Source organism: Novosphingobium sp. TH158 (genome assembly GCF_002855555.1).
In the GTDB taxonomy this organism is placed as follows: Bacteria; Pseudomonadota; Alphaproteobacteria; order Sphingomonadales; family Sphingomonadaceae; genus Novosphingobium.
Window position 1 is genome coordinate 763126 of sequence record NZ_PKRT01000001.1, and the last position, 24897, is coordinate 788022.

The window sequence follows — 24897 nt, forward strand, 5'->3', positions numbered from 1 at the left end:
CTAACCCAATCTTAACTTCGTGATCGGAAAAAGGCCCCATCGACTAAATGGATGGCAATACAGAAATGCAAGGCAAGTCCATCTTTACCAGGATCATGCATGACGCCCGGGGGGCAACTGCCGTTGAATACGGCCTGCTCGTCGGCCTGATCTGCATGGCTGCAGTCCTGGGAATGGATGGCTTTGCCGGTGAAGTCGAGAAGATGTGGCACAAGGTCGAGACTGGCCTGCGTTGACCTTCCGATTAACGAATTTTCAATACCTGCCTTCTACTTAGACGATTGTGCTCTACCGGTGGGACGGGACGAGCCGGGTAAAACAGACTGCAATTTGGAGACCAACCATGAAGTTCATCAACAAGCTGTTCCGCGACGAAGCTGGCGCCACCGCGATCGAATACGGCCTGATCGCCGCTCTCATCGCCGTTGCCATCATGTCGACCATCGGCGGTCTGGGCACCGAGCTCAACAAGACCTTCTCGAAGACCTCTTCGGCCATGAGCTCGACCAACGCCTAATAGCGCGTCGAACGGCTAAAAGATCAGGGGCGGCTGGGAAACCAGCCGCCCTTTTTCGTTGCCCCCGCCCGTTCGCGGGCAAAATACTTAACATGAATTTGCGTTAGGGGTTTCCCTTTAGGTCCCTTTTAACCTTGTCGGCCAGACCGGGGGCACTCACCCCGACCCACCGGGATGGGTCAACAATCGGCTAGCCGAAAAAAGGAGACCGAAAATGTCGTTCGTCACCCAGCTCTTCCGCGATGAAGCAGGCGCAACCGCCATCGAATATGGCCTGATTGCCGCGCTTATCGCCGTTGCCATCATGACCACGATCGGCGGCCTCGGCACCGAACTGAACAACACCTTCTCCAAGACCTCGTCGGCCATGAGCTCGACCAACGCCTGACGATCCGGTCGCAGACGCAGTCAGAAGGGGGGCGCGTCGCGTCCCCCTTTTCCGTTCGCCCCTCAGTAAACGATCAGCTTCACCTTCTGCCCCGGCACCAGCGGGCTGGTAGAGGTAAGCCCGTTCAGCACCAGGAACCGGTCCAGCTCATGATCGGCATAGGCCATGCGGGTGGCCATGGTCTGGACAGTGTCGCCTTTCTTGACAGTCACCACCGAGATCCGCCGCGGCTTTACCCCCGCCGCCTCGCCCGCGGAAAGCCGCCGCATCGACTTGAACATCGATTCGAAGGCATTGGCCCCGCCGGGCTGCGTAATCGTCAGGAAATGGAAGGCCTGGTTGTTCGAAAACTCGTAGGCAAAGACGAGCACGTCCACCTGCCCGCTGCTGGTATTCACCCGCGCCGCGGCATAGGCAGCGGGCAGGTCGTTCACGCGGGTCCGCTGGATTGCGCCGGGGTTGATCGCCTGCCCCTGCCCCGCCAGGCGGGCGAATACGGACTGGATATAGGCATCCATGTTGCCGTTATAGGCTGCGCTGCTCAGTTCGCCCTTGGCTGACTGGCCAGTGATGGCGACGGCCTGGGTCCCGTTGACCATGTAGAAGCCCTGCGGGACTTCGAAGCCGAATTTCATGTCCGGGTGCAGGAACCGTCGCCCGTCGATGATCCCCTGCTTGGGATCGTCGCCGATCATCAGGCCGTTGATCCCGGCGAGGAACTTGTCGCGGTTGAGGTTGCCCGAGGCGGCCCCTGCCCGGGCCAGTGCCGCCCGGATGCGCGGCGCGTCCGACGGGTGGGTGGATGCCCATTCGGGCACCTTGTTCCCGGTCTGCCCCTGGATGCGGGCCTCCAGCGCGTTTTCGTTCGCCAGGCTTTGCAGCACCGAACCCATCGCGCGGCCATCGTAACCGGCACGGCGCAAGTATGCGATGCCAAGGTTATCGGCCTCGGTTTCCTGCCCGCGCGAATACTTCAGTGTCAGCAATTGCGGCGCCACCTGCGCCCCGCGAGAGAGCAAGCCGCCAAACTGGCCGCCCACCGCCGCACCCAGCACTTGCCCAAGCACGCCGAAGATCGAATTGCGCGTTGCCGTGCTCTGCCGCTTCTTGCCGTGCTGGGCGGCAACGTGGCCGACTTCATGGCCAAGGACGCCGGCGAGCTCCGCCTCGTTGTTCATAAGGCCGACAAGGTCGCGGGTGACGTAGACATAGCCGCCGGGGATGGCGAAGGCGTTGTTCACCGAGGAATTGAGCAGGGTAACCGTGAAGTCTGACTGGGCGTTCGACAGGCCAGACTGGACGGCAATCGCCTTGCCGACGCCCTCGACATAGCTTGCCTGCGGCCCGGTCATCGCGCCACCGAATTCCTGCAGCAGCTGCGGGTGCGCCTTGGCCCCCTGCTCCTTGTCGGACTGGCTGATCGATTGAGTTGACTGCGATCCGCCAACGCTGGGCACAAGCACCATCAGCGCGGCACTGGTGCACAAGAGCCAGCGCTTTTTGCGACGCGGTTCCATGATATTACTCCTCCGCAAGGCACCCCTCGAAGGACAAGGGCTGCGACCGGGAACCATGGTTCACCGGCCCGGCGGAGAGGTCAAGCCCGGCCGATCGCGATGAAGCGCTCCTCACGAAGAGCCGTGCGCTTTTCGGGCGTGAGTTTACAAAGGGTATCAAGTTCCTCGCCGATCGCGGCAGCCAGGCTGCTGGCCGTGGCGGCAGGATCGCGGTGGGCCCCGCCCACCGGCTCGGGCACGATTCGGTCAATCACACCGAGCTTTGCAAGGTGCTGGGCCGTAACCTTCATCGCCTCTGCCGCATCGGCCGCCTTCTCGGGCGTGCGCCACAGGATCGAACTGGCGCCTTCCGGCGAGATCACCGAATAGACCGAGTGCTCAAGCATCAGCACGCGTTCGGCACTGGCCAGCGCCACTGCGCCGCCCGAGCCGCCCTCGCCTACGATCACCGCGACCATCGGCACCCGCAGGCCAAGGCAGGCTTCGGTGGAGCGGGCGATGGCTTCGGCCTGCCCGCGCTCTTCCGCCTCGACCCCCGGAAAGGCGCCTGAGGTATCGACCAGCGTCACCACCGGCAGGCCGAAGCGACCCGCCAGTTCCATCAGGCGGATTGCCTTGCGATAGCCCTCGGGCTTGCCCATGCCGAAATTGTGCCGGATGCGGCTGGCCGTATCGTTGCCCTTTTCATGGCCGATCAGCATCACCCGCCGGTCACCCAGCCGGGCGAAGCCGCCAAGGATCGCCTCGTCCTCACCGAAATAGCGGTCACCGCCCAGCGGCATGAAATCGGTGAAGGCCAGGTTGACGTAATCGCGGAAGTGCGGCCGCATCGGATGGCGGGCCACCTGCGTCTTCTGCCAGGGCGTCAGCGCGGCATAGGTGCTGGCCAGCAGGTTGGCGCTCTTCTTCTCGAGCCGGGAAATTTCCCCGTCGAGATCAAGGGCACCGGCTTCCGCGGTGGAACGCAGTTCGGCGATGCGGGCTTCAAGCGCGGCAAGCGGCTTTTCGAATTCGAGGTAGGAGACCATCGAAGCGCCTCTAATCGCCGCTGCGATGCGCGGCAAGAGGATGGCGCGAGTTAACCAGAGCTACGAGCCGCGCAGAATCGACATGAGTGTATATCTGTGTCGTCGCGATATCGGCATGGCCGAGCAGCGTCTGCAGCACCCGCAGGTCTGCCCCGCCTTCAAGCAGGTGCGTGGCAAAGGCATGGCGCAGGACATGCGGCGATACCTTGTCCGGCGCGATCCCGGCGCGCCCGGCCAGTTCGCGCAGCATCTGAAACAGGCGCACGCGCGTGAGGTGGCCTTTCTCTCCGCGCGAGGGGAACAGCAGCTTGCCCCCCTGCGGGCGCAAGGCCAGCCAGCGTGACAGGACCTGCCGGGCACGCGTGCTCACCGGCACCATGCGCTGCTGGCCGCCCTTGCCGGTTACGTGAAGGAACGGCGCATCGCGGGGGACAGCGGCAAGTGGCAAGGAAACAAGTTCGGTCGCGCGCAGGCCCGAACCGTAGAGCAGCTCGAGCAGCGCCAGCAAACGGACTGCATCCGGCCGGTCGCCTGCGGCTTCTTCCTCGGCCTGGCGGAACAAGGCATCGACCTCCGCATGGCCGAGCAGGCGCGGCAACGGGCGGCGGGTACGCGGGCGCGGCAAGGCGGGCGAAGGATCGTCCTTTCGCCAGCCCTCGTCTTGCAGGAAGGCATAGAACTGGCGCAGCGCCGAGCATTTCCGCGCAAGGCTGGAAGGGGCAAGATCCGACCATGCGGCGCCCAGCCCGCCCAGCGCAGCGGGATCGGCCTCGACGAGATCGCCGATAATCTCCTCTGCCCCTTCAAGATCGCGGCGATAGGCCGCAAGGGTATTGGCCGCCGCCCCGCGTTCGGCGGCGAGCATGGCAAGGAACGAGGATATGGCTTTGGTCGTGGTCAGACCCCTGTCACGCCCGCGCGACAGCCTCTGCGGCGATCATCCGGGCTTCGGCAGATAGGCCGACGCGGTTGAGTGCCGAGACGATGTGATAGAGATGCCGGGCCGTCATCTTGTCCCATCCGGAGCCCTGCATTCCTGCGCCTGCCAGCAGCGCGACAAGCGCCTGGTTGTTCACGCTTGCCGCCTGGTCGATCATCTGCGTCCAGCGGGTCGGCGCATCAAGCGGGACGCCCATGTCCTTGGCGATGTCCCCTGCCGCCTGCTGCGAAACCCGCCCAAGCCCGGCGAGGCCTGCAACAAGGAACTGGGTCTTGCGCTGTTCCTCGCTCTCGTCATTGTTGCGATAGGCTTCGATCTGGTCGCGCGAGACCTCACCCGGACGGTTGGGCTGTGCCAGTGCCAGCAATGCCCAGCCCTCGCTGCCGTTGGGCACTACCGGCCCCCACTTCAGCGCATTGGCATCAAGCCCGGCAGCAAGCATCGAGGCGATCAGCCCGGCGGCATCATCGGCAAAGTCGCCCGATGCCGGCAGGCGCGCGGCGGCATAGGCCGTAAGCACTTGCCGCGAGTAGGCCTGCAACGGGTTCGAGCCATTACCCCACAGCGATTTGATCGCCGCCAGCTTTTCCGCAGGTGATTCCGCCAGGTAGGCAGACTGGAGCTGACCGGCGCGTTCGGACCATTCGTCCGAGCCTTGGAGGGCGAAAATCTGGCTGTAGAGGTCCACCATCGCCGCGCTTGAAAGCACACCTCGACCGGCGGCAACATCGGCACCGGCGGCGCGCAGCATCAGCGATGCCATCGGGGCCGTGGCCGGATAGGCGCGCAGGTTCTCGTTCGCATCGCCCAGCAGCTTGGCCGGCGGTTCAAGCCCGACGGCCAGCGCAAGGCCATAGCGCAGCGGCGTCATGCCCTCGACGGCATCCCATTCGATCTTCACCGCCCGCTGGCCACGGCTGGCGGCACCGGCGTATTTCTGGGCCAGCAGCAGGTCCACCTGCTCAAGCCCTTCGCCCGGACGCAAGCGATCGAGCACGGCCATGGCGCGGCTGGCTTCGCCCGAATAGGCGGCGCAGATGCCCTGGAACAGCTTCCACTGGCTGTCCTTGCGCGCCCCGCCCTGCCAGGTCACAACCGGGCAGGCGCCGGTGAAGTCTGCCGTGGCGACATAGGCGTCGAGCGCTGCCTGGGTCAGCGCGGGCGAGTAATTCCCGGCATCGACATCCTGCGCCAGTTCGCGGGCCGCATCGCCTTCGCCCATGCGAACCAGCAGGGCCGTGCGCAGGGCCACGAATTCGGCCGGATCCATCCCCGCCGGCGCATCAAGGCGGGATGCAAGGGCGCGGCGCAGCAGGATATGCCCCCAGCGCGAAACCAGTCGGCCGTTGTTCTTCGCCAGTGTCGCCCGCACCAGCGAGGCATTCTGCCCGGCAAGCGACCACGAAGGCAGGCCGCCCTCGCCCTCGTCGATCACGCCGATCTGCTTCATCGCCCGGCGCGCGCCGGCGGGAACGTCGAACTTGGGTTTGTTGCCGAGCAGAGCGGAAAGCTCCTCTGGCGTCATCTTTTCGAGGCGGTCGAGCGAAGGAATGTTCGATGGCAGGGTCACCGGGCCACTGGCCGGCGCTGCTGCACCCGGCACCGGCTGGACAACCGGACTGGAGACCGAGCCCGGCCCCGGTGCAGCCCGAGCCGCGGCGGGCGCGGGATCGGCAGCGCGCGGCGCGGCCTTGGGCTGGGGACGGTCAAAACCGGGGGGCAAAAGCGATTCCGGCCCCTGCTGGGCAATGGCAATCGCCGATGTCAGCAGCAATGCGCCGCCCAAGGCCAATGGCAACCGCTTCATTTCACAGACTCCGGAACCGCAACGTCCTGTTCGACGGGATGAAGCTCGCGCTGGCCGCCATCGATCCAGGCCCAGACGAGCAACAGCAGCACCACGATCGTCACGATGGCCAACACCATTTTCCTGCCACCCCGCATCGCCACGCCGAACCACTCCCCGGAAAGCTTGCACCCGCCTCTATCGCATCTATAGGCGAGCCTGCAATGGAACTTGACGCACCCATGCCATCCAGCGCCGAAATCGAAGCGCTTTCCCGGCGGATCGACCGGTCGATCGTGCTGGTCGGCATGATGGGCGTGGGCAAGTCCACCGTGGGGCGCAAGCTGGCAAACGCGCTGCATTTCCCCTTCGTCGATGCTGACGAGGCCATCGAGCAGGCCGCGCAGATGACGATCCCCGAAATTTTCGAGCATTACGGCGAGGCCAGCTTCCGCGATGGCGAACGCCGGGTGATTGCCCGCCTGATGGGCGAAAGCCAGCCCAAGGTCATCGCCACGGGCGGCGGGGCGTTCTGCAATCCGGAAACACGCCAGCTGATCCTGGATCGCGGCATCACCGTATGGCTGGACAGCGATATCGACGTGCTGGTCGAGCGTGTCGGCCGCAAGGACAACCGCCCGTTGCTGCGCCAGGGTGACCCGCGCGAGATCCTGACGCGCCTGAAGGCAGAGCGCGAGCCGTTCTATTCGCAGGCGCCGATCCACGTGAAGAGCGGCAATGTCCCGCATTCGCACGCTCTGGCGGCAGTGCTCAAGGAGATCGACGCATGGCTGTAGTCCCCGTTTCGCTTGCCGGCCGCCCTTACGAAGTGCGCATCGAACGCGGTCTGCTGCGCCGGGTGGGCGAGGAATGCGGCGCGCGCCTGCGCAAGGCCCGCGTGCCGATCGTAACCGATGCCCATGTCTATGCGGCCTGGGGCGAGGCGGTGGAGCAATCGCTGCTCGCCGTTGGCAAGCAGCCGGCATGGCGCGTCCTGCCCGCCGGCGAATCGACCAAGAGCTGGGACCAGCTTTCCGCCACGGTTGACTGGCTGCTGGCCGAGGAAGTGGAGCGCGGCGATCATATCCTTGCGCTGGGCGGCGGCGTGATCGGCGATCTGACCGGATTTGCCGCTTCGATCCTGAAGCGCGGGTGCAACTTCATCCAGCTTCCCACCACCCTGCTTGCCCAGGTCGATTCAAGCGTCGGCGGCAAGACGGCGATCAACACCGAAGCGGGCAAGAACCTGGTTGGCGCGTTCCACCAGCCCTCGCTGGTCCTTGGCGATCCCGATGCGCTCGACACCCTGCCCCGGCGCGAAGTCGGTGCGGGCTATGCCGAGGTGGTGAAATACGGCCTGCTGGGCGATGCGGCGTTCTTCGACTGGTGCGAGGCCAACGGCCCTGCCCTGCTGGCGGGAGAGCACGAGGCGCGCGAATTCGCCATCGCCCGTTCGGTGGAGGCCAAGGCCCGCATCGTTGCCGAAGACGAACGCGAGACGACCGGCGCCCGCGCCCTGCTTAATCTGGGCCACACCTTCGGCCATGCGCTCGAGGCGCAGACAGGCTTTTCCGACCGCCTGCTGCACGGCGAAGGCGTGGCCATGGGCATGGTCCTTGCCGCCCGCTATTCGGCGCGCAAGGGCCTGATGGACATGGCAGAGGCAGAGCGGATCGCCGGCCATTTCGCTGTCACCGGGCTGCCGCACCAGCTGTCCGCCCTGGGGCTTAACTGCACCGGCGCCGCGCTCGTCCAGCACATGCTGCATGACAAGAAGATGGATGCAGGCACCCTGCCCTTCGTGCTGATGCGCGGCATCGGCTCGGCCTTCCTGGCGCGCGATGTGGCGCTGGATGACGTGGCGCAGTTCCTCGACGGGGAACTGCACCCCTGACAGGGCGGTTGACGGCTCAGCAAAGGAGCCCAGCCATGCCTGCAAAATCCAAGGCCCAGCAAAAGGCCGCCGGCGCAGCCCTTGCGGCCAAGCGCGGCGAAACCGGCAAATCGAGCCTCAAGGGCGCGAGCCGCGAGATGGCGGCATCGATGACCGAAAAGGAACTTGAGGAGCTGGCCAGCACCAAGCGCAAGGGCAAGCCCGAGCATGCGGCCCGGCGGGGCTGATCAGCCGAACACGGCCACCGATTGCATGCCCGAAATCACCGGATCGCCGTTTGCGTTCCACAGGCCCATGTGCTGGCTGGAACAGCCGCGCTCGGCATAGTCCGCGCTCGATCGCAGCAGCCACCACCCGTCCCGCGTCGTAGGGGCCGGGGTCAGCAGGTTGACGATCCACGTCATCGAGCTGACGGGTGTTGCCGGCGTCAGCAGCGGCAGGATGCCCGGCGGCAGCGCATCGGCGAGGAGCAGGACTTCGACCATCGGATCGAGCACGGCTCGGTCCTGCAGGCGGACCCACCAGCAGATTTCCGGTGCCTTGCCCTCGCCTTTGGGCAGGGCGAAGCGCACCTCGAAATTGCTGCGAAGAAAGGCCGGCATATGAGGATGCGGCGCGAAGGTGCGGCTGTCTTCTGGCGCGATCAGGCCTTCCGGCGCTGTCTGGCGGTTGAGATGGACCGCGCTTTCCACCGGCCCCATGAACACGAAGGTCGCCGTCAACGTGCAGGCTCCGCCGCAAGTTACCTCGGCCCCGATCCAGGTGGCATTCTTGCCCCGGCGCAGCACGCGGGCGCTGACTTCGGCAAGACCATTGACCGGCCCGACAAAACTGACCGAGGCCGAACGCAGCGGCGGCAACCCTTCGCCCCCGGCGCGGATCGCCGCAACCAGGGCCAGGGCTGCGGAAAAGCCACCGTATCCGGTGCGCCCTTGCAGCCAGCTTTGAGGCACCGTCAGGCCGAACCCGCTGTCCGTCGGCGTCGCAGAGGCAAGCAGTTCGGCAAAGGTCATGGCATCAGGTCCACGTAGTCGTAATCGGGAAGCACCGCCTTGCGCAGCAGGGTGCGGTGGCAGCAGGATGGATCGCGTTCGTAACACAGCAGGGCTGTCGGCTGCTCTGCCGCCAGATCGCCAAGGGCGGCGCCCTGCGCCAGCGCCTCGGGCAATTCGAGCTGGCTGGCGTAGATCCGCTTGAGGTCTTGCAGCCTGCCGGCCCGGGCGGCTTCGCGGCCCGCAGCCGGGGTGCCGAGCGCCCGGAAATGGCGATAGCCGATGCCCGCCTCGGCCAGGTTTGCCGCCAGGGCCGTCTTGGAAAATCCCGGACGGCGCGAGGCGGCAATCGCCCTGACATCGGCAACGATCCGGACCCCGGCTGCGGACAGGGCGGCAATGAAGTCCGCCATCGTCGTCTGTTCGTAGCCGATGGTCCAGATCGTGGGACGCGTCATTCGAGTTCGAGGATCACCGCATCCACCGCCAGGCTTTCGCCGGCAACGGCGTTCACCTTCTTGACCGTGGCCGACTTTTCGGCGCGCAGGATGTTTTCCATCTTCATCGCTTCCACCACCGCGAGCGGCTGGCCGGCCTCGACCTTGTCGCCTTCCTTGACGTTGAGCGACACAAGCAGGCCCGGCATCGGGCAGATGAGGAACTTGGAAAGATCCGGCGGCACCTTTTCGATCATGTGATCGGCAAGGTGAGCCACCCGAGCGGGCAGGATATCCACCTTGTGGATCGCGCCGCGGGTGGTCATCTTCACGCCGGTGCGGGTCGTGGCGATCTTGATGCCCAGCACCTCGTCACCGATCTCCGCTTCGACAATGCGATCGCCGGGTGTGTATTCCATCGCCAGGTCCACGGCCTCGCCATCGACGGTGATGTCCTCGCCTGCAAGGCTGACGAGGTGGCGCTTGTCACCGATCTTGACCGACCATTCGGCCGGCGCATCGAGCGTATCGGCAAGCTGCCCATCGACCTGCCGCGCACGGTCGGCACGGGCGGTGGCGATGAAACCGGCTACGGCGGCAAGCTTTGCCTTCAGTTCGTCCGAAGCGGCGGCCCCGGTGAAGCCATCGGGGTATTCCTCGGCAATGAAGCCGGTGGTCAGTTCGCCCGAACGGAAGCGCGGGTGCTGCATGATGGCCGAGACGAAATCGATGTTGTGGCCCAGCCCTTCGATCTCAAAAGCGTCGAGCGCGGCGATTTGCTTGTCCGCTGCCTCGTCGCGGGTCTTGCCCCAGGTGATCAGCTTGGCGATCATCGGATCGTAGAACATCGAGACTTCGCCGCCTTCATAGACGCCGTCGTCCACGCGCACGCCGTCCACGCCGCGGCGACCGTTCTCCGCACCGTCGTCCGTCCAGCCATCGACCGGCGGATTGTAGCGCACGAGGCGGCCCGTCGAGGGTAGGAACCCGCGGTATGGGTCTTCGGCATAGACGCGGTTCTCGATCGCCCAGCCGTCGATCTTCACGTCGTCCTGCGTCATCGCCAGCTTCTCGCCAGCGGCAACGCGGATCATCTGCTCGACGAGGTCGACCCCGGTGATGCATTCGGTAACCGGGTGTTCCACCTGCAGGCGGGTGTTCATTTCGAGGAAGTAGAAGCTCTCGCCGCTCGGGTCCGCACCCGAGACGATCAGTTCCACCGTGCCGGCGCTGTAATAGCCCACAGCCTTGGAAAGGGCGACACACTGTTCACCCATGGCCTTGCGCATCTTCGGCGTGACGAAGGGCGAAGGCGCTTCCTCCACCACCTTCTGGTGGCGGCGCTGGATCGAGCATTCGCGCTCGTTGAGGTAAAGGACGTTGCCGTGCTTGTCGCCAAGGATCTGGATTTCGATGTGGCGCGGGTTTAGGATGAACTTCTCGATGAACACGCGGTCATCGCCGAACGAGTTCAGGCCCTCGCGCTTCACGGATTCGAAGCCTTCGCGCACGTCGGTTTCGTTGTAGGCAAGGCGCATGCCCTTGCCGCCGCCGCCGGCCGAGGCCTTCATCATCACCGGATAGCCGATCTCGTTCGAGATGCGCACCGCGTGCTCGGTATCCTCGATCTCGCCGACGAATCCGGGAACGACGTTGACGCCGGCTTCCTTGGCCAGCTTCTTCGATTCGATCTTGTCGCCCATGGCGGCAATCGCGTTCACCGGGGGTCCGATGAATTCGATGCCCTCTGCGGCAAGCGCCTCGGCGAACGAGGTGCGTTCGGAGAGGAAGCCGTAACCCGGATGGACCGCCTCTGCACCGGTCGCCTTGCAGGCCTCGATGATCTTGTCCGCGATCAGGTAGCTTTGCGCGGCAGGCGCGGGGCCGATATGCACGGCCTCGTCCGCCATCTGCACGAAGGGCGCGCGGGCGTCGGCATCGGAATAGACTGCGACGGTCTGGATACCCATGCGCCGCGCCGTCTTGATGACGCGGCAGGCGATTTCACCACGATTGGCGATGAGGATTTTCTTGAACATTCGTCTCGCTCCGCAGTGAATCAGGCGCCAAGCGGCGGCATGTTGTGGCCCAGCAGCACCAGCATGTCCGCCGCGCATTCGACCACGTTCGAACCCGGGCCGTAAATGCCCTGGACCCCGGCTTCGCGCAGGAAGTCGTAATCCTGCGGCGGGATGACGCCGCCAGCGACAACCTTGATGTCGGGGCGACCGGCGGCCTTGAGGTGGCCGATCAGCTCGGGGATCAGCGTCTTGTGGCCAGCGGCGAGCGAGCTGGCGCCCACTGCGTCCACATCGTTGTCGAGCGCCAGCTTGCAGGCCTCTTCCGGGGTCTGGAACAGCGGGCCGCTGGTCACGTCAAAGCCCATGTCGGTGAAGGCCGAGGCGATCACGTTGGCGCCGCGGTCGTGGCCGTCCTGGCCCATCTTGGCGACGAGCAGGCGCGGCTTGCGACCGAGGCGGCGGGTGACGGCTTCGACGCCTTCGATCACCTGGGCATAGCGGGCATCGGATTCGTAAGCCTTGCCGTAGATGCCGGTAACGGGAACCGGCTGCGTGCCATAGCGGCCGAAGGCCACTTCCATCGCGTCCGAAATCTCGCCGAGCGAGGCGCGGTGGCGGGCGGCCTCGACAGCCAGTTCGAGCAGGTTGCCATTGCCCTTCGCGCCTTCGGTCAGGGCTTCGAGCGCGGCGCGGCACTTGGCCTCGTCGCGGGTGGCGCGCATCTTCTGCAGGCGGGCGATCTGGGCATCGCGCACGGCGTGGTTATCAACCTCGAGCGTATCGAGGTGTTCTTCCTGCGCCAGGCGATACTTGTTGACGCCGACGATGACGTCCTCGCCCTTGTCGACGCGCGCCTGCTTGGCGGCGGCGGCCTGTTCGATCAGCTGCTTGGGCATGCCCGAGCCAACCGCCTTGGTCATGCCGCCAAGGCCATCGACTTCCTCGATCAGCTTCCAGGCATCGTCGACCAGCTGCTTGGTCAGCGCTTCGATGTAGTAGGAGCCGCCGAGCGGATCGACCACCTTGGTGATGCCGGTTTCCTCGGCCAGCACGATCTGCGTGTTGCGCGCGATGCGGGCGGAGAAGTCGGTCGGAAGCGCGATCGCTTCGTCGAGCGCGTTGGTGTGCAGCGACTGGGTGCCGCCGAGCACTGCCGCCATGGCTTCCACCGTGGTGCGGATGACGTTGTTGTAGGGGTCCTGCTCCTGCAAGCTGACGCCCGAAGTCTGGCAATGGGTGCGCAGCATCTTGGAGCGTTCGCTCTTGGCGCCCAGCCCGTCCATCACGCGGTGCCACAGCGTGCGCGCGGCGCGCAGCTTGGCCACTTCCATGAAGAAGTTCATGCCGATGCCGAAGAAGAACGACAGGCGGCCGGCGAAAGCATCAATGTCGAGGCCCGCAGCCATGGCGCGCTTCACGTATTCCTTGCCGTCGGCAATTGTGAAGGCCAGTTCCTGCACGGCGGTCGCCCCGGCTTCGTGCATGTGATAGCCCGAAATCGAAATGCTGTTGAATTTCGGCATCTTCGCAGAGGTATAGGCGATGATATCCGAGATGATCCGCATTGAAGGTTCGGGCGGATAGATATAGGTGTTGCGGACCATGAACTCCTTGAGGATGTCGTTCTGGATGGTCCCGTCGAGCTGTTCGGTGGCGACGCCCTGTTCCTGACCGGCGACGATGAAGAAGGCCATGATCGGGATCACCGCGCCGTTCATCGTCATCGAGACCGACATCTGATCGAGCGGGATGCCGTCGAACAGGATCTTCATGTCCTCGACCGAGTCGATGGCAACGCCGGCCTTGCCGACGTCCCCCACCACGCGGGGGTGATCGGAGTCGTAACCGCGGTGGGTCGCAAGGTCGAAGGCGACCGAGAGGCCCTTCTGACCGGCGGCGAGGTTGCGGCGGTAGAAGGCGTTCGATTCCTCGGCGGTGGAGAAACCGGCGTACTGGCGGATCGTCCAGGGGCGGCCGGCATACATCGATGCGCGCACGCCGCGGGTGAACGGGGCAAAGCCCGGCAGGCCCGGATCGCCCGCATCTTCCGCCGTGTACAGCGGCTTGATCGCGAAGCCCTCGGGAGTGTTCCAGGTCAGGTCCTTGCCCTTGACCTCTTTTGCCGCTGCTGCCTGCCAGTCTTCAATCTTGGCCATGATAACCCTCATTCGCCCCGGAAAACCGGGGGCCTCTTTTCAAGAAATGCCTGCACCGCCTCGGCGCAGTCCTTCGAATTGCCCGATACGCGCTGCGCCTCTTCTTCGATGAGCAGCGCGGAAAGATAGTCGGTCGCCGCAGCGGCCTGGATTGCCTGCCGGATCACGCCGTAGGATACGGTCGGCCCGGCGGCGAGCCGTGCGGCCAGTGCCTTGGCATCGGCCAGCAGGGCCTCGTCAGCCACCACCTTGTAGATCATGCCCCAGTCGAGCGCCTTGGCCGCCGGGATGCGCTCCACCAGCATCAGCGCCTCGGTCGCGCGGGCCTGGCCGACAAGGCGCGGCAGGATCCAGCTTGCCCCGGCATCGAGCGCCAGCCCGACATTGGCAAAGGCGAAGTAGAAGAACGCGCTCTCGCCAGCGATGACGAAGTCGGCATGAAGCGCCAGCGGTGCCCCTGCCCCGGCCGCCGCGCCGTTCACCGCCGCGATCACCGGGATCTTCAGCGCCGCAAGCTTGCGCAGCATGGGGTTCACGGCCTCTACCAGGCCCAGCTTGATCATGTCGCCGAAGCCCTGGCCCTCGCCCACTTCCGACGCCATGTTGCCGCCCGAGCAGAAGCCCTTGCCCGCGCCCGTGATCACCAGCGCCCGCGCATCGCCCAACTGGTCCAGCGCCGTCGACATTTCGCGGCACAGGTCCCACGACAGCGCGTTGCGCGTTGCCGGGTCGTTGAGCGTCAGGATGGCGACATCGCCCTCCCGCTCAAGCAGGATGCGCTCGAACGCCATCAGTGGTGGCCGTCCTTCGGCGTCTCCATGATCTCGGTCAGGACGCCGCCCATGTCCTTGGGGTGGACGAAGAAGATCAGCGTCCCGTGTGCGCCGATGCGCGGTTCGCCCAGCACGCGCTTGCCCATGGCTTCGAACTCGGCCTTGGCGGCGTGAATGTCCGGCACTTCGAAGCACAGGTGGTGCTGCCCGCCCAGCGGGTTCTTTTCCAGCCACTTGCCCACGGCCGAATCCGGCGAGGTGGGCTGGAGCAGCTCCACCTGCGTGCCGTTCATGCCGCTGTCGGTCGGCGTGTTGACGAAGCACACGCGGACCTGCTGGCTTTCGAGCACGAACGGCTCGGTAATGTCGGTCGCGCCCATGACATCGCGGTAGAACGCGATCGAGGCGTCGAGGTCAGGCGTCGCGACGCCGATATGGTTCATCCTGCCGAGCTTCATGCCGCAACCCTTTCGATGATCAGGGCGATGCCCTGCCCGCCACCGATGCACATGGTGATCAGGCCATAGCGGCCCTCGATGCGCTTCAGTTCATAGGCACACTTGATGGTGAGGATGGCGCCAGTTGCGCCGACCGGATGGCCAAGGCCCACGCCCGAGCCGTTGGGGTTCACCTTCTCCGGATCGAAGCCGAGCACCTTGGCAACGGCAGCGGCCTGGGCGGCGAAAGCCTCGTTGCTTTCGATCACGTCCATCTGATCGAGCGACAATCCGGCGCGTTCCAGCGCGATCGGCACCGCCTTGATCGGGCCTTCGCCCATGTGATCCGGCTCGACTCCGGCGTGGCCCCAGGCGACGATCTTCGCCAGCGGCTTGAGGCCGCGCTTTTCAACTTCCGCGCCGGTCGCCAGCACGACAGCGGCAGCGCCATCGTTGATCCCGCTGGCGTTGGCAGCGGTAACGGTGCCGTCCTTCTTGAAGGCCGGACGCATTCCGGCGAGCACGTCCAGCGTGGTATTGCCCTTCACGTGCTCGTCGGTGTCGAAGATCTCGACGCCCTTGCGCGTCTTGATCTCTACCGGAACGATCTGCTCCTTGAAGCGGCCTTCCACCTGCGCGCGGCTGGCGCGCTGGTGGCTGGTGACGGCCAGCGAGTCCATGTCCTCGCGGCTGATGCAGTGGCGGGCGGCGACGTTTTCTGCCGTGATGCCCATGTGATAGCCGCCAAGCGCGTCCGACAGGCCGACCGTCAGCGCGTCTTCCTGCGTGTTGTCGCCCATCTTCTTGCCCCAGCGCACGCCGTGGTCATGATAGGGGACGTTCGACATCGATTCCGCACCGCCGGCGACGGTGATCGAAGCCTCGCCGGTCATCATCAGGCGCGCCGCGTTGACAATCGCCTCGACGCCCGAGCCGCACAGGCGGTTAAGCGTGAGCGCCGGCACATGGTGCGGGATGTCAGCCTTGAGCGCGATCGCGCGGCTGAGCATTTCGTCGCGCGCGCTGGTCGGCATGACCTGGCCGATGACGACATGCTGCACGTCCGCCGGGGCAACCTGCGCCCGCTTCAGCGCCTCGGCCACGACGATCGCGCCCAGCTCGTTCGGCATGAAGCCCTTGAGGGTGCCGCCGAAGTCACCGATGGCCGTACGCGCGCCGCTGACGATGTAGATGTCTTCAAGATTGGCCATTGTCATTCCTGCATGAAGCCCGATTGATCCGTAATTCTATTCTGCCCGGCCACGCCGCAGCGTGTCGTTGCCGAAATTCCTGCTGGTCATCCGCACCTTGCCATCATTGCAGGCGAAGGTGACGGGCTCAGCTTCCTGCTCCGGATAGTCCGGGAAACTGATACGCGCTTTCACGACTTCCGCGTCATTGGCAACATTGCTCACCGCGCCATCGGAAACGCCGCCCTCCCAGATGCGGAAGGCTTTGAGCCGGCCATCCACGAAGCGCACTTCCACGCCCGAGCCATCGCCGCTGAGCTCCGAGAACTCGACACCGGTGTACCAGCCATTGCATTCCCACTGGGCGACCGGTTCCGGCGTCGCCGTAATCTCGGGCTGGGCCGCAGCGCTGGGCCCGGACGTCGCAAGCAGCTGCGATTCATCGGGAGCCGTGCCTTCAGCCTTCGGGCGGAAAGCGAACAGAGCAATCGCCCCGACGACAACGGCAATCAGGATACCCAACAGGATCCAGACCGGACGCCCCGCACCTGCCGGAGTGCCAGCAAGCAGGCGTGCCTTTTCGCTGGCATACTCCGCTTCGTCGATCGCTCCCTGATCGCGAAGGCACTTAAGGCGCTCAAGCTGGTCAATCCGGTCGGTCATGACATTACAGCGGAATGTTGTCGTGCTTCTTCCAGGGGTTCTCGAGGTGCTTGTTGCGCAGCTTCCTGAGGCCCAGCGCCACGCGGCGGCGGGTGGAGTGCGGGTAGATCACCTCGTCGATGAAGCCCTTGCTTGCCGCCACGAAGGGGTTGGCGAAGCGGTCTTCGTATTCCTTGGTCTTTTCCGCGATGCCGTCTGCATCGAGGCCGCGGAAGATGATCTCCACCGCACCCTTGGCGCCCATCACGGCGATTTCCGCGGTCGGCCAGGCGTAGTTGAGATCGCCGCGCAGGTGCTTCGAAGCCATGACGTCGTAAGCACCGCCGTATGCCTTGCGGGTAATCACGGTGATCTTCGGCACGGTCGCCTCGGCATAGGCGAACAGCAGCTTCGCACCGTGCTTGATGATGCCGTTGTGCTCCTGCGCCGTGCCGGGAAGGAAGCCGGGCACGTCGACGAAGGTCAGGATCGGGATGTTGAAGGCATCGCAGAACCGCACGAAGCGCGCGGCCTTCTTCGACGAGTTGATATCGAGCACGCCCGCCAGCACCATCGGCTGGTTGGCGACAACACCCACCGTCTTGCCCTCGACCCGACCGAAGCCGCAGATGATGTTGGCGGCGTGGCCGGGCTGGATCTCGAAGAATTCGCCCTCGTCCACCGTCTTGCGGATGACTTCGTGCATATCATAGGGCTGCGTCGCCGAAGCCGGGATCAGCGTATCGAGGCTGTCCTCGCGGCGATCCCACGGATCGGCGTTCGGACGCTCGGGCACTTCCTCGCGGTTGTTGAGCGGCAGGTAATCGAAGAATTCGCGCGCGGCGAGCAGCGCTTCAACGTCGTTCTCTAGCGCAAGGTCGGCAACCGAGGTCTTGGTCGTGTGCGTAATCGCGCCGCCCAGTTCCTCCTGCGTGACGATCTCGTTGGTCACGGTCTTCACCACGTCGGGACCGGTGACGAACATGTAGGAGCTGTCCTTCACCATGAAGATGAAGTCGGTCATCGCCGGCGAATAGACCGCACCGCCCGCGCAAGGCCCCATGATCAGCGACAGCTGCGGGACGACACCCGAGGCAGTGACGTTGCGCTGGAAGATCTCGGCATAGCCGCCAAGCGAGGCGACGCCTTCCTGGATGCGGGCACCGCCGGAATCGTTGAGGCCGATCACCGGAGCACCCACCTTCATGGCGTTGTCCATGATCTTGCAGATCTTCATCGCGTGGCGTTCGGAAACCGCGCCACCGAACACGGTGAAGTCCTGGCTGAACACGAATACGAGACGGCCGTTGATCGTGCCCGAACCGGTGACCACGCCATCGCCGGGGATGACATTGTCCGGCATGCCGAAGTCGACGCAGTTGTGCTCGACGTACATGTCCGTCTCTTCGAAGGAGCCTTCGTCGAGCAGGATTTCAAGCCGTTCGCGCGCGGTCAGCTTGCCCTTGGCGTGTTGTGCGTCGATGCGCCTTTGCCCCCCGCCCATCTTGGCGGCGGCGCGGCGCTTTTCCATTTCGGCAATATTGGCGGACATGCCCCGGCAGTTCCCTTCGCAGATGCGGAAATTCGGGAATCGCTAAGCCACGCAAGGTGCCGCGCGTCAATGCTTTTAATCGACCAGTTAAAAACAATCCGCAGGGCGATGCCGATCAGCGCATCAGCACCAGCTCCTCTGCCATGCTGGGATGCAGGGCGATCGTCTGGTCGAACTGCTCCTTGGTCAGCCCCGCCTTCACCGCAATGGCCACGGCTTGCAGGATTTCGGGAGCTTCCGGCCCGATCATGTGCACGCCAAGGACCTGGTCGGTCGCGGCATCGACCACCAGTTTGTAGAAGCCGCGTTCGGCGTGCTGCGCGAACATGTTCTTCATCGGCCGGAAGTCGGAGGTGAAAACCTTGATCTCGCGGAACTGCTCACGCGCCTGCGCCTCGGTAAGGCCCACCCCGGCAAGCGGCGGCTGCGAGAACACGGCGCTGGGGATCAGGCTGTAATCGACCGTGCGGCTGGTACCGGCAAACAGGTTGTCGGCCAGGGCGTGGCCCTCGCGGATGGCAACCGGGGTAAGCTGAACCCGGTCGGTCACGTCTCCCACCGCCCAGATCGAGGGGCAGGACGTGGCGTTGAACTCGTTGACCGGAATCTCGCCATTCGCGCCCAGCGCAATGCCGGCAGTCTCAAGACCCAGCCCGTCGGTCTTGGGGCGGCGGCCGGTGGCGACCAGCACGATATCGGCGGTCAGCGGGTCAGGATGGCCCTTGGTGTAGACGTGCAGGCAACCGTCGGCCTGCTTCTCCACCCGTTCGATCGGGCTGTTGAAGCGATAGTCGATCCCCCGCGCCATGGTGATGCGCAGCAGCCGGTCGCGCAGCGATTCATCATACCCGCGCAGAATCTGGTCGGAGCGGTTCACCACCGTCACCTGACTGGCCAGCGCATTGAATACGCCGGCGAATTCCATGGCAATATAGCCCGCGCCCTGGACCACCACCCGGCGCGGCAGTTCCGGCAGGTGAAATACCTCGTTCGAGGTGATGCAATGCTCGCTGCCCGGGAACTGCGGCACCACCGGCCAGGCGCCGACGGCGACCAGGATATGCCGCGCGCTGATCTCGCGTCCCGATGCCAGCCGCACCGTGTTCGGCCCGGCAATGGTCGCGCGTTCGTGGAAATGCTCCACCTTGTTGCTGTCCAGCGTGTTCGTATAGGCCCGCTCCAGCCGATCGACATCGCTGGCGACGAAATCGCGCAGGGCCGCCCAGTCGAACTTCGCGCCTTCTATGGTCCAGCCGAAACCGGCTGCATCGCCCAGTTCGTGCGCGAACGACGATGCATAGACCAGCAGCTTCTTGGGCACGCAGCCCCGGATAACGCAGGTTCCGCCCACCCTGAACTCTTCGGCAACGGCGACCCGGGCCCCGTGCGAGGCCGCGATGCGGCTTGCCCGCACGCCGCCCGAACCGGCGCCAATCACGAAAAGGTCGTATTCGAAGTCTGCCATGCCAAGCTCCTGTAGCGGGGGGCGATATGGGGCGGCGAGGCATGGCTTGCCAACCGCTTTTCGCGATTTGAGTGATCGGGCCGGAGATGCCGCCATTCCGGTGCCAACTGCACGGCAGCCGGATTGCCGCCCCGGCTGGCGGAACGTAATCGGAACCCAGGACATTCCCTGATGGAGACCGGCAATGAGAACTGCCCTTGCCCTCGCCGCGGCACTCTTGGCTTCAAGCCCTGCCTTCGCGGCAAAATCCGATCCGGCTTGCCCCGCCGGCAAGCTTCAGCGCGTGCGTGTCAGCGAGATCAGGCCGGGCGGATCGCTCGCCGGGTTCCGGGAAGCCTTTGGCCTTCACGCGCGCTGGTACGCCCAGCGCGGCTACCGGACGGACCGGCTCTCGATGTCCCCGGTGGTTGCCGAAAACGGCATGGGCCGCGGGCGCAAGGGGGCGGTCAGGGTGGTAACCATCCACACCGGGGTCAGCAACGTACCGCGTGAAAAGCAGGATGCGGCGTGGAAGGCCTTCGTCGCCAAATACAAGGAGAACAGCCGGATCGTCTCCACCACGATGACCTGCACCGATACTGCGCAGGGGTAACGCCGCAGGCTCAGTCTGCGACGATCGCTGCGCTCACCGCGCCGAGAACGCGGCAGGCGTCCCGCGGATCGAGCCGCACCTGCAGGCCGCGCTGGCCACCGTTGATATAGACCTGCGCTTCGGCCAGCGCAGCCGCCTCGATGGCCACGGGAACCGGACGCGGCTGTCCGAAGGGGCTGACCCCGCCCACCTTGTAGCCGCTCACCCGCTCGGCCTGCGGCACCGGCATCATCTGGGCTGACTTGCCGCCAAGCGCCGCGGCGAGGCGCTTCATCGAAAGCTCGCGATTGCTGGGCAGGATCGCGCAGGCAGGCTTGCCGTCGAGCAGCACCATCAGCGTTTTCAGCACCCGCGCTGGATCCTCGCCCAGCGCTTCGGCAGCTTGCAGACCCACCTTGTCCGCGCCGGGATCGTAGTCATAGGCGTGAACCGAATAGGCGATGCCGGCCTTGTCGAGCGCCTGCGTCGCCCGGGTAGCCCTGGCCATCAGCCAAGGCCTGCCGCAGCCAGCAGGGCGGTGGTGCTGGCATCGAAGCTGGCCCCGCCCGCGTCGATCGACCTGGCGATCTCCTTGCCCAGCTCCACGCCGAACTGGTCGAAGGAATTGATCCCCATCAGCACACCGGCAGCAAAGGTGCGGTGTTCGTGGAACGCGATCAGCGCGCCAAGCGTGGCGGCGTTGATCTCGTCGCACAGGATCGTCGCAGACGGCCGGTCGCCCGGATAGGCCCGCGCCGGATCGTCGCTCTCGCGCCCTGCCATCAGCGCGGCGCCCTGGGCAAAGCAATTCGTCAGCAGGGTGCGATGGTGGGCGGGATCGAGGGCGTCGCCCGGCTGGATCGCCGCGATGAAGTCGATCGGCGTGATCACCGTTCCCTGGTGAAGCAGCTGGAAGACCGCGTGCTGGGCATCGGTCCCCACGCCACCCCAGGTAATCGGCGCGGTCGGCCCGTCGACAGGCGAGCCGTCAGCCCGCACGCGCTTGCCGTTCGATTCCATCTCCAGTTGCTGCAGATAGCTGGGAAACAACCGCAGCCGCTCGTCGTAAGCAAAGACCGCGCGCGTCTGGCAGCCGCGCAGGCGGGTGTACATCAGGTCGCTGAAGGCGGCGCGCAGCGGCAGGTTTTCGGCCCCGTCCATGGTCAGGAAGTGGCGGTCCATCTCCGCCGCGCCATCAAGCAGCGAGGCAAATTCGTCCCACCCCAGCGCCAGGGCAACCGGGAAGCCGATCGAGGACCACAGCGAATAGCGCCCGCCAACCGACTCGCTGAAGGGCAATACGCGGGTTTCGTCGACGCCCCATTCCACCGCCTTGTCCGGCGAGGCGGTCAGGGCAATCACCCGGCCATAGGGATCGGCCACGCCGTTCTCGCCCAGCCAGGCGAGCGCCGATGCGGCATTGGTCATCGTCTCGATCGTGGTGAATGTCTTGGAGGCAACCGCCACCAGCGTCGTCGCCGGGTCGCAGCGCGCAAAGGCCGCTTCCAGCGCGCAGCCATCGATATTGGAAACGACATGGACATCGCACATCGCCCCGTCGCGGGTCAGCGCGTCGATCGCCAGAGCCGGGCCGAGCGCGGAGCCGCCGATGCCGATGTGGATCAGGTGCTTCACATCGCCCAGCAGGCCGCCGTGGATGGCCTCGACAAGGCTGCGCATGCGGGCATGGAGCGCGCCCGCCTCGTCAACCGCCTCCTCGCTGCCCACGCCGCGCTGCGCGGTGTGCTGGACCGCGCGATCCTCTGTCACGTTGATCCGCTCGCCGGAAAACAGGGCTGCGCGCCTGCCATCGAAGTCGCAGGCTTCAGCCAGGGCGGTAAAGCCGGACAGCAGGCCGGCATCGAGATGGGTCTTCGACCAGTCGAAACGGACCGGCCCTCCCGGCAGATCGAGCACCGCGGTAAGCGCATCGACCCGGCCGGCATCGGCGAAGAGTTCCGACAGCCGGCGTTTCGGCAGCGCTTCAAGCGCTTTCCAGGCCGTGCTTTCCGCTTCGTTCATCGCTGCCTCTTTCCTCTTGCGTCGCCCTGCCCTATGCCGCCCGCAAGCTGCCGTGCCAAGCCGGGACGCCTTCGTTCATCCCGGATAAAGCTTGTCAGGGCGACTGCTGTATTATAATTACAACACACTAATCCACGGGGCCTCATGACGACCGAACCCAACGCCAGCGAAACCTTGCCCGGGGACGGTGCCGCCGCGCCGGCCAAGCGTGAGAAGAAGGAAGACAGCTTTCCCGTTTTCCTGATCAAGCTGCTGCTGATCGTGCTGGTGTTCCGCAGCTTCATCCTTTCGCCGTTCAACATCCCCAGCGAATCGATGCTGCCCCGGCTGCAGAAGGGCGATTACCTGCTCGCCAGCAAGTGGTCCTATGGCTACTCGAAGTATTCGCTGCCGTTCAGCGCGCCGCTGATCCCGGGACGCCTGTTCGCCAGCCAGCCGGAACGCGGCGATGTCGCCATCTTCAAGGCCCCTCCGGGCAATGACGTCGATTACATCAAGCGTGTGATCGGCCTGCCGGGGGACCAGATCCAGATGATCGGCGGCGTGCTGCACATCAATGGCAAGGCAGTTGCCAAGGAGCGCATTGCCGACGCCCAGTATCCCGTCTCGCCCTACAACCAGTGCCACGAGATGTTCCGCAGCAAGCGCGAGGATGGCACGGACACCTGCCGCTATCCGCAGTACCGCGAAACGCTGCCCAACGGGGTGAGCTACAACGTGCTCGACCTTGGCCTTTACGCCGCCGATGACACGCAGGTATTCGTCGTGCCCGAAGGCCACCTGTTCATGATGGGCGACAACCGCGACAATTCCGAAGACAGCCGCTTCGATCCCGAAGCCGGCGGCGGCGTGGGCTTTGTTCCGCAGGAAAACCTGGTCGGCAAGGCGCAGGTCATGATGTTCTCGACCGACGGTTCCTCGTCCTGGCTGCTGCCCTGGACCTGGTTCACCGCCGCGCGCTGGGACCGCATCGGGGGCCGGATTTGAGCGAGCCTGCCCTTTCCCCGGAAACACGCGCATTCCTTGAAAAGCTCACCGGTGGCCCGCTTGGCGATGAAAGTCTCTGGCATGAAGCGCTGACTCACGGCAGCACGGGCGAGGCGCGGCATTACCAGCGGCTCGAATTCCTCGGCGATCGCGTGCTCGGCCTGTCGATTGCCGAATGGCTGCACGAACTGGGCACGGACAACGAAGGCCGGCTTTCCCAGCGGCTCAACGCGCTTGTCAGCCGCACGATGAACGCCGCGATTGCGCGCAAGATCGGCCTCGCCCCGCATATCCGGTTGGGCAAGCAGGCCAACGACGATGGCGGGCGCAACAGCGACAACATCCTGGGCGACGTCATGGAGGCGCTGCTCGGCGCCGGCTTCCTGACGCAGGGCTTTCCCGCCATGCGCGCACTGGTGCGCAAGCTCTGGTCGGAAGCGGTAACCGGCAAGGTCGGCCAGTCGAAGCACCCCAAGTCAGCGCTGCAGGAATGGGCGGCCGGAAACCGGCGGCGGATGCCCGAATATTACCTTGTCGAACGCTCGGGCCCGGATCATGCGGCGCGCTTCACCGTTGAAGTTCGCATCCACGCCGTGGGCGAAGCACGCGCCGAAGGCAGCAGCAAGCAGGAGGCCGAAACCCAGGCCGCCGCAGAATTCCTCAGGAGGTTCGGATGACCCAGCACTGCGGACTCGTCGCCGTTATCGGCGCGCCCAATGCGGGCAAGTCCACCCTCGTCAATGCACTCGTCGGCCAGAAGGTCGCCATCGTCTCGGCCAAGGCGCAGACCACGCGCGCCCGGCTGATGGGGATCGCGCTGGAAGGGGAAGCGCAGATCATCCTTGCCGATACGCCGGGCATTTTCGATCCCAAGCGACGGCTTGACCGTGCGATGGTTTCCGCGGCCTGGGAAGGCGCGCAGGAAGCCGATGCGATCCTGCTGGTAGTCGATGGCCGCAAGAAGAAGCGCGAGTACCTCCAGTCGATCCTGGAGAGCCTGTCCGGCCGGCCCGAGCGCAAGATTCTCGTGCTCAACAAGGTCGATGAAACCGCCAAGGAACCGCTGCTCGTGGCCGCGCAGGAACTTGCCGGCGACGGCCAGTTCGACGAGGTGTTCTTCGTTTCCGCCCTGACCGGCGATGGCGTGCCGCAGCTCAAGAAGCGGCTGGCCGAACTGATGCCCGAAAGCCCATGGCACTATCCCGAAGACCAGGTCTCCGACGCCAGCGAACGCCTGCTGGCCTGCGAAATCACCCGCGAGCAGATTTACCGCCAGCTTCACGACGAGCTGCCCTACGATTCCATCGTGCGGCCCGAAAGCTACAAGACGCGTCCCGATGGCTCGGTGGAAATCCACCAGCAGATCGTCATCGCCCGCGACAGCCAGAAGGGCATCGTCCTTGGCAAGGGGGGCAGCAAGCTGAAGTCCATCGGTGAGGCCGCCCGCAAGGAGCTGGCCGAACTGCTGGGCCAGAAGGTCCACCTGTTCCTCCACGTCAAGGTCGACGAACGCTGGGAGGATGACAAGGAAATCTACGAGGAAATCGGGCTGGACTGGGTGAAGTAAGCCCCCTTTGCCTGC

The 24897-nt window shown here is 65.1% G+C and carries 27 protein-coding genes; 10 read left to right on the forward strand and 17 right to left on the reverse strand.

Annotated elements, in window-relative coordinates; translation table 11 throughout:
- The first annotated feature begins 65 nt into the window (after positions 1-65).
- From C0V78_RS03800 to C0V78_RS03810, 3 genes are all read left to right on the forward strand, one after another.
- A complete protein-coding gene (locus C0V78_RS03800) occupies positions 66-236 on the forward strand; it encodes a Flp family type IVb pilin (protein ID WP_101798181.1) in 171 nt (56 codons plus the stop codon).
- 107 nt (positions 237-343) lie between these two features.
- On the forward strand, positions 344-517 hold the full coding sequence (locus tag C0V78_RS03805; RefSeq protein WP_101796502.1) for a Flp family type IVb pilin: 174 nt from the start codon (positions 344-346) through the stop codon (positions 515-517).
- A gap of 214 nt (positions 518-731) precedes the next feature.
- A complete protein-coding gene (locus tag C0V78_RS03810) occupies positions 732-905 on the forward strand; it encodes a Flp family type IVb pilin (RefSeq protein WP_101796503.1) in 174 nt (57 codons plus the stop codon).
- A 62-nt stretch (positions 906-967) separates the two neighbouring features.
- Here the strand turns inward: C0V78_RS03810 and C0V78_RS03815 are convergent, their stop codons facing one another.
- From C0V78_RS03815 to C0V78_RS15215, 5 genes are all read right to left on the reverse strand, one after another.
- Entirely contained in the window at positions 968-2422 is a 1455-nt protein-coding gene (locus C0V78_RS03815; RefSeq protein ID WP_101796504.1) for a M48 family metalloprotease, read from the reverse strand.
- Between the two features lie 80 nt (positions 2423-2502).
- Positions 2503-3450, reverse strand: a complete 948-nt coding sequence (locus C0V78_RS03820) for an acetyl-CoA carboxylase carboxyltransferase subunit alpha (protein ID WP_101796505.1) — start codon at positions 3448-3450, stop codon at positions 2503-2505.
- A 10-nt stretch (positions 3451-3460) separates the two neighbouring features.
- Positions 3461-4351 carry a tyrosine recombinase gene (locus C0V78_RS03825; protein WP_256385675.1) on the reverse strand — a complete coding sequence of 297 codons (891 nt, stop codon included), beginning with the start codon at positions 4349-4351 and terminating at the stop codon, positions 3461-3463.
- A gap of 7 nt (positions 4352-4358) precedes the next feature.
- Complete coding sequence (locus tag C0V78_RS03830) at positions 4359-6197, reverse strand: hypothetical protein (protein ID WP_101796507.1); 1839 nt, start codon at positions 6195-6197, stop codon at positions 4359-4361.
- Positions 6194-6316 (reverse strand): hypothetical protein, encoded by a 123-nt coding sequence (locus C0V78_RS15215; protein WP_256385664.1) that lies wholly within the window; start codon positions 6314-6316, stop codon positions 6194-6196. Before C0V78_RS15215 ends, C0V78_RS03830 begins: the two co-directional genes overlap by 4 nt.
- 84 nt (positions 6317-6400) lie before the next feature.
- Between C0V78_RS15215 and C0V78_RS03835 the strand changes: the two genes are divergently transcribed.
- From C0V78_RS03835 to C0V78_RS03845, 3 genes are read left to right on the forward strand one after another with little or no spacing between them, the layout of a single operon-like run.
- Positions 6401-6973 (forward strand): shikimate kinase, encoded by a 573-nt coding sequence (locus C0V78_RS03835; protein ID WP_101796508.1) that lies wholly within the window; start codon positions 6401-6403, stop codon positions 6971-6973.
- Positions 6964-8070, forward strand: coding sequence for a 3-dehydroquinate synthase (aroB, locus tag C0V78_RS03840; protein ID WP_101796509.1), 1107 nt, complete (start codon positions 6964-6966; stop codon positions 8068-8070). Before C0V78_RS03835 ends, aroB begins: the two co-directional genes overlap by 10 nt.
- Positions 8071-8105: 35 nt before the next feature.
- Positions 8106-8297 carry a DUF3008 family protein gene (locus tag C0V78_RS03845; RefSeq protein WP_101796510.1) on the forward strand — a complete coding sequence of 64 codons (192 nt, stop codon included), beginning with the start codon at positions 8106-8108 and terminating at the stop codon, positions 8295-8297.
- On the opposite strand, the gene C0V78_RS03850 is transcribed toward C0V78_RS03845, so the two are convergent.
- From C0V78_RS03850 to gorA, 10 genes are all read right to left on the reverse strand, one after another.
- The gene (locus tag C0V78_RS03850) at positions 8298-9083 is read right to left on the reverse strand and encodes an acyl-CoA thioesterase II (RefSeq protein WP_101796511.1); all 786 of its coding nucleotides are present in this window, start codon (positions 9081-9083) and stop codon (positions 8298-8300) included.
- Positions 9080-9520 (reverse strand): DUF488 family protein, encoded by a 441-nt coding sequence (locus C0V78_RS03855; RefSeq protein WP_101796512.1) that lies wholly within the window; start codon positions 9518-9520, stop codon positions 9080-9082. Before C0V78_RS03855 ends, C0V78_RS03850 begins: the two co-directional genes overlap by 4 nt.
- Complete coding sequence (locus C0V78_RS03860) at positions 9517-11538, reverse strand: acetyl/propionyl/methylcrotonyl-CoA carboxylase subunit alpha (protein WP_101796513.1); 2022 nt, start codon at positions 11536-11538, stop codon at positions 9517-9519. Before C0V78_RS03860 ends, C0V78_RS03855 begins: the two co-directional genes overlap by 4 nt.
- A gap of 20 nt (positions 11539-11558) precedes the next feature.
- Positions 11559-13676 carry a methylmalonyl-CoA mutase gene (gene scpA / locus C0V78_RS03865; protein WP_101798182.1) on the reverse strand — a complete coding sequence of 706 codons (2118 nt, stop codon included), beginning with the start codon at positions 13674-13676 and terminating at the stop codon, positions 11559-11561.
- Between the two features lie 8 nt (positions 13677-13684).
- A complete protein-coding gene (locus tag C0V78_RS03870; protein WP_101796514.1) occupies positions 13685-14467 on the reverse strand; it encodes an enoyl-CoA hydratase-related protein in 783 nt (260 codons plus the stop codon).
- On the reverse strand, positions 14467-14907 hold the full coding sequence (mce, locus tag C0V78_RS03875; protein ID WP_101796515.1) for a methylmalonyl-CoA epimerase: 441 nt from the start codon (positions 14905-14907) through the stop codon (positions 14467-14469). Before mce ends, C0V78_RS03870 begins: the two co-directional genes overlap by 1 nt.
- Positions 14904-16097, reverse strand: a complete 1194-nt coding sequence (bktB, locus tag C0V78_RS03880) for a beta-ketothiolase BktB (protein WP_101796516.1) — start codon at positions 16095-16097, stop codon at positions 14904-14906. The genes mce and bktB overlap by 4 nt, the downstream gene beginning before the upstream one ends.
- A gap of 36 nt (positions 16098-16133) precedes the next feature.
- Positions 16134-16739 carry an SHOCT domain-containing protein gene (locus C0V78_RS03885; RefSeq protein ID WP_101796517.1) on the reverse strand — a complete coding sequence of 202 codons (606 nt, stop codon included), beginning with the start codon at positions 16737-16739 and terminating at the stop codon, positions 16134-16136.
- Between the two features lie 4 nt (positions 16740-16743).
- Positions 16744-18270 (reverse strand): acyl-CoA carboxylase subunit beta, encoded by a 1527-nt coding sequence (locus C0V78_RS03890; RefSeq protein ID WP_101796518.1) that lies wholly within the window; start codon positions 18268-18270, stop codon positions 16744-16746.
- A gap of 115 nt (positions 18271-18385) precedes the next feature.
- Complete coding sequence (gene gorA / locus C0V78_RS03895; protein ID WP_101796519.1) at positions 18386-19735, reverse strand: glutathione-disulfide reductase; 1350 nt, start codon at positions 19733-19735, stop codon at positions 18386-18388.
- Between the two features lie 184 nt (positions 19736-19919).
- Here gorA and C0V78_RS03900 point away from each other — a divergent pair, with 184 nt between their 5' ends.
- Positions 19920-20327, forward strand: coding sequence for a hypothetical protein (locus tag C0V78_RS03900; RefSeq protein ID WP_101796520.1), 408 nt, complete (start codon positions 19920-19922; stop codon positions 20325-20327).
- Positions 20328-20337: 10 nt separating this feature from the next.
- Here C0V78_RS03900 and ybaK read toward each other — a convergent pair whose 3' ends face one another.
- The gene (gene ybaK / locus C0V78_RS03905; protein ID WP_101796521.1) at positions 20338-20814 is read right to left on the reverse strand and encodes a Cys-tRNA(Pro) deacylase; all 477 of its coding nucleotides are present in this window, start codon (positions 20812-20814) and stop codon (positions 20338-20340) included.
- Positions 20814-22328 (reverse strand): glucose-6-phosphate isomerase, encoded by a 1515-nt coding sequence (gene pgi, locus C0V78_RS03910; protein ID WP_101796522.1) that lies wholly within the window; start codon positions 22326-22328, stop codon positions 20814-20816. The genes ybaK and pgi overlap by 1 nt, the downstream gene beginning before the upstream one ends.
- A gap of 144 nt (positions 22329-22472) precedes the next feature.
- Here pgi and lepB point away from each other — a divergent pair, with 144 nt between their 5' ends.
- Genes lepB through era form a run of 3 tightly spaced genes read left to right on the forward strand, consistent with a single transcriptional unit; the run spans position 22473 to position 24882 of the window.
- The gene (lepB, locus tag C0V78_RS03915) at positions 22473-23315 is read left to right on the forward strand and encodes a signal peptidase I (RefSeq protein ID WP_101796523.1); all 843 of its coding nucleotides are present in this window, start codon (positions 22473-22475) and stop codon (positions 23313-23315) included.
- Positions 23312-23992: a ribonuclease III gene (gene rnc / locus C0V78_RS03920; protein ID WP_254049807.1), complete on the forward strand. Its 681-nt coding sequence runs from the start codon at positions 23312-23314 to the stop codon at positions 23990-23992. The genes lepB and rnc overlap by 4 nt, the downstream gene beginning before the upstream one ends.
- A complete protein-coding gene (era, locus tag C0V78_RS03925) occupies positions 23989-24882 on the forward strand; it encodes a GTPase Era (protein WP_101796525.1) in 894 nt (297 codons plus the stop codon). Before rnc ends, era begins: the two co-directional genes overlap by 4 nt.
- The last annotated feature ends 15 nt before the right edge of the window (positions 24883-24897 follow it).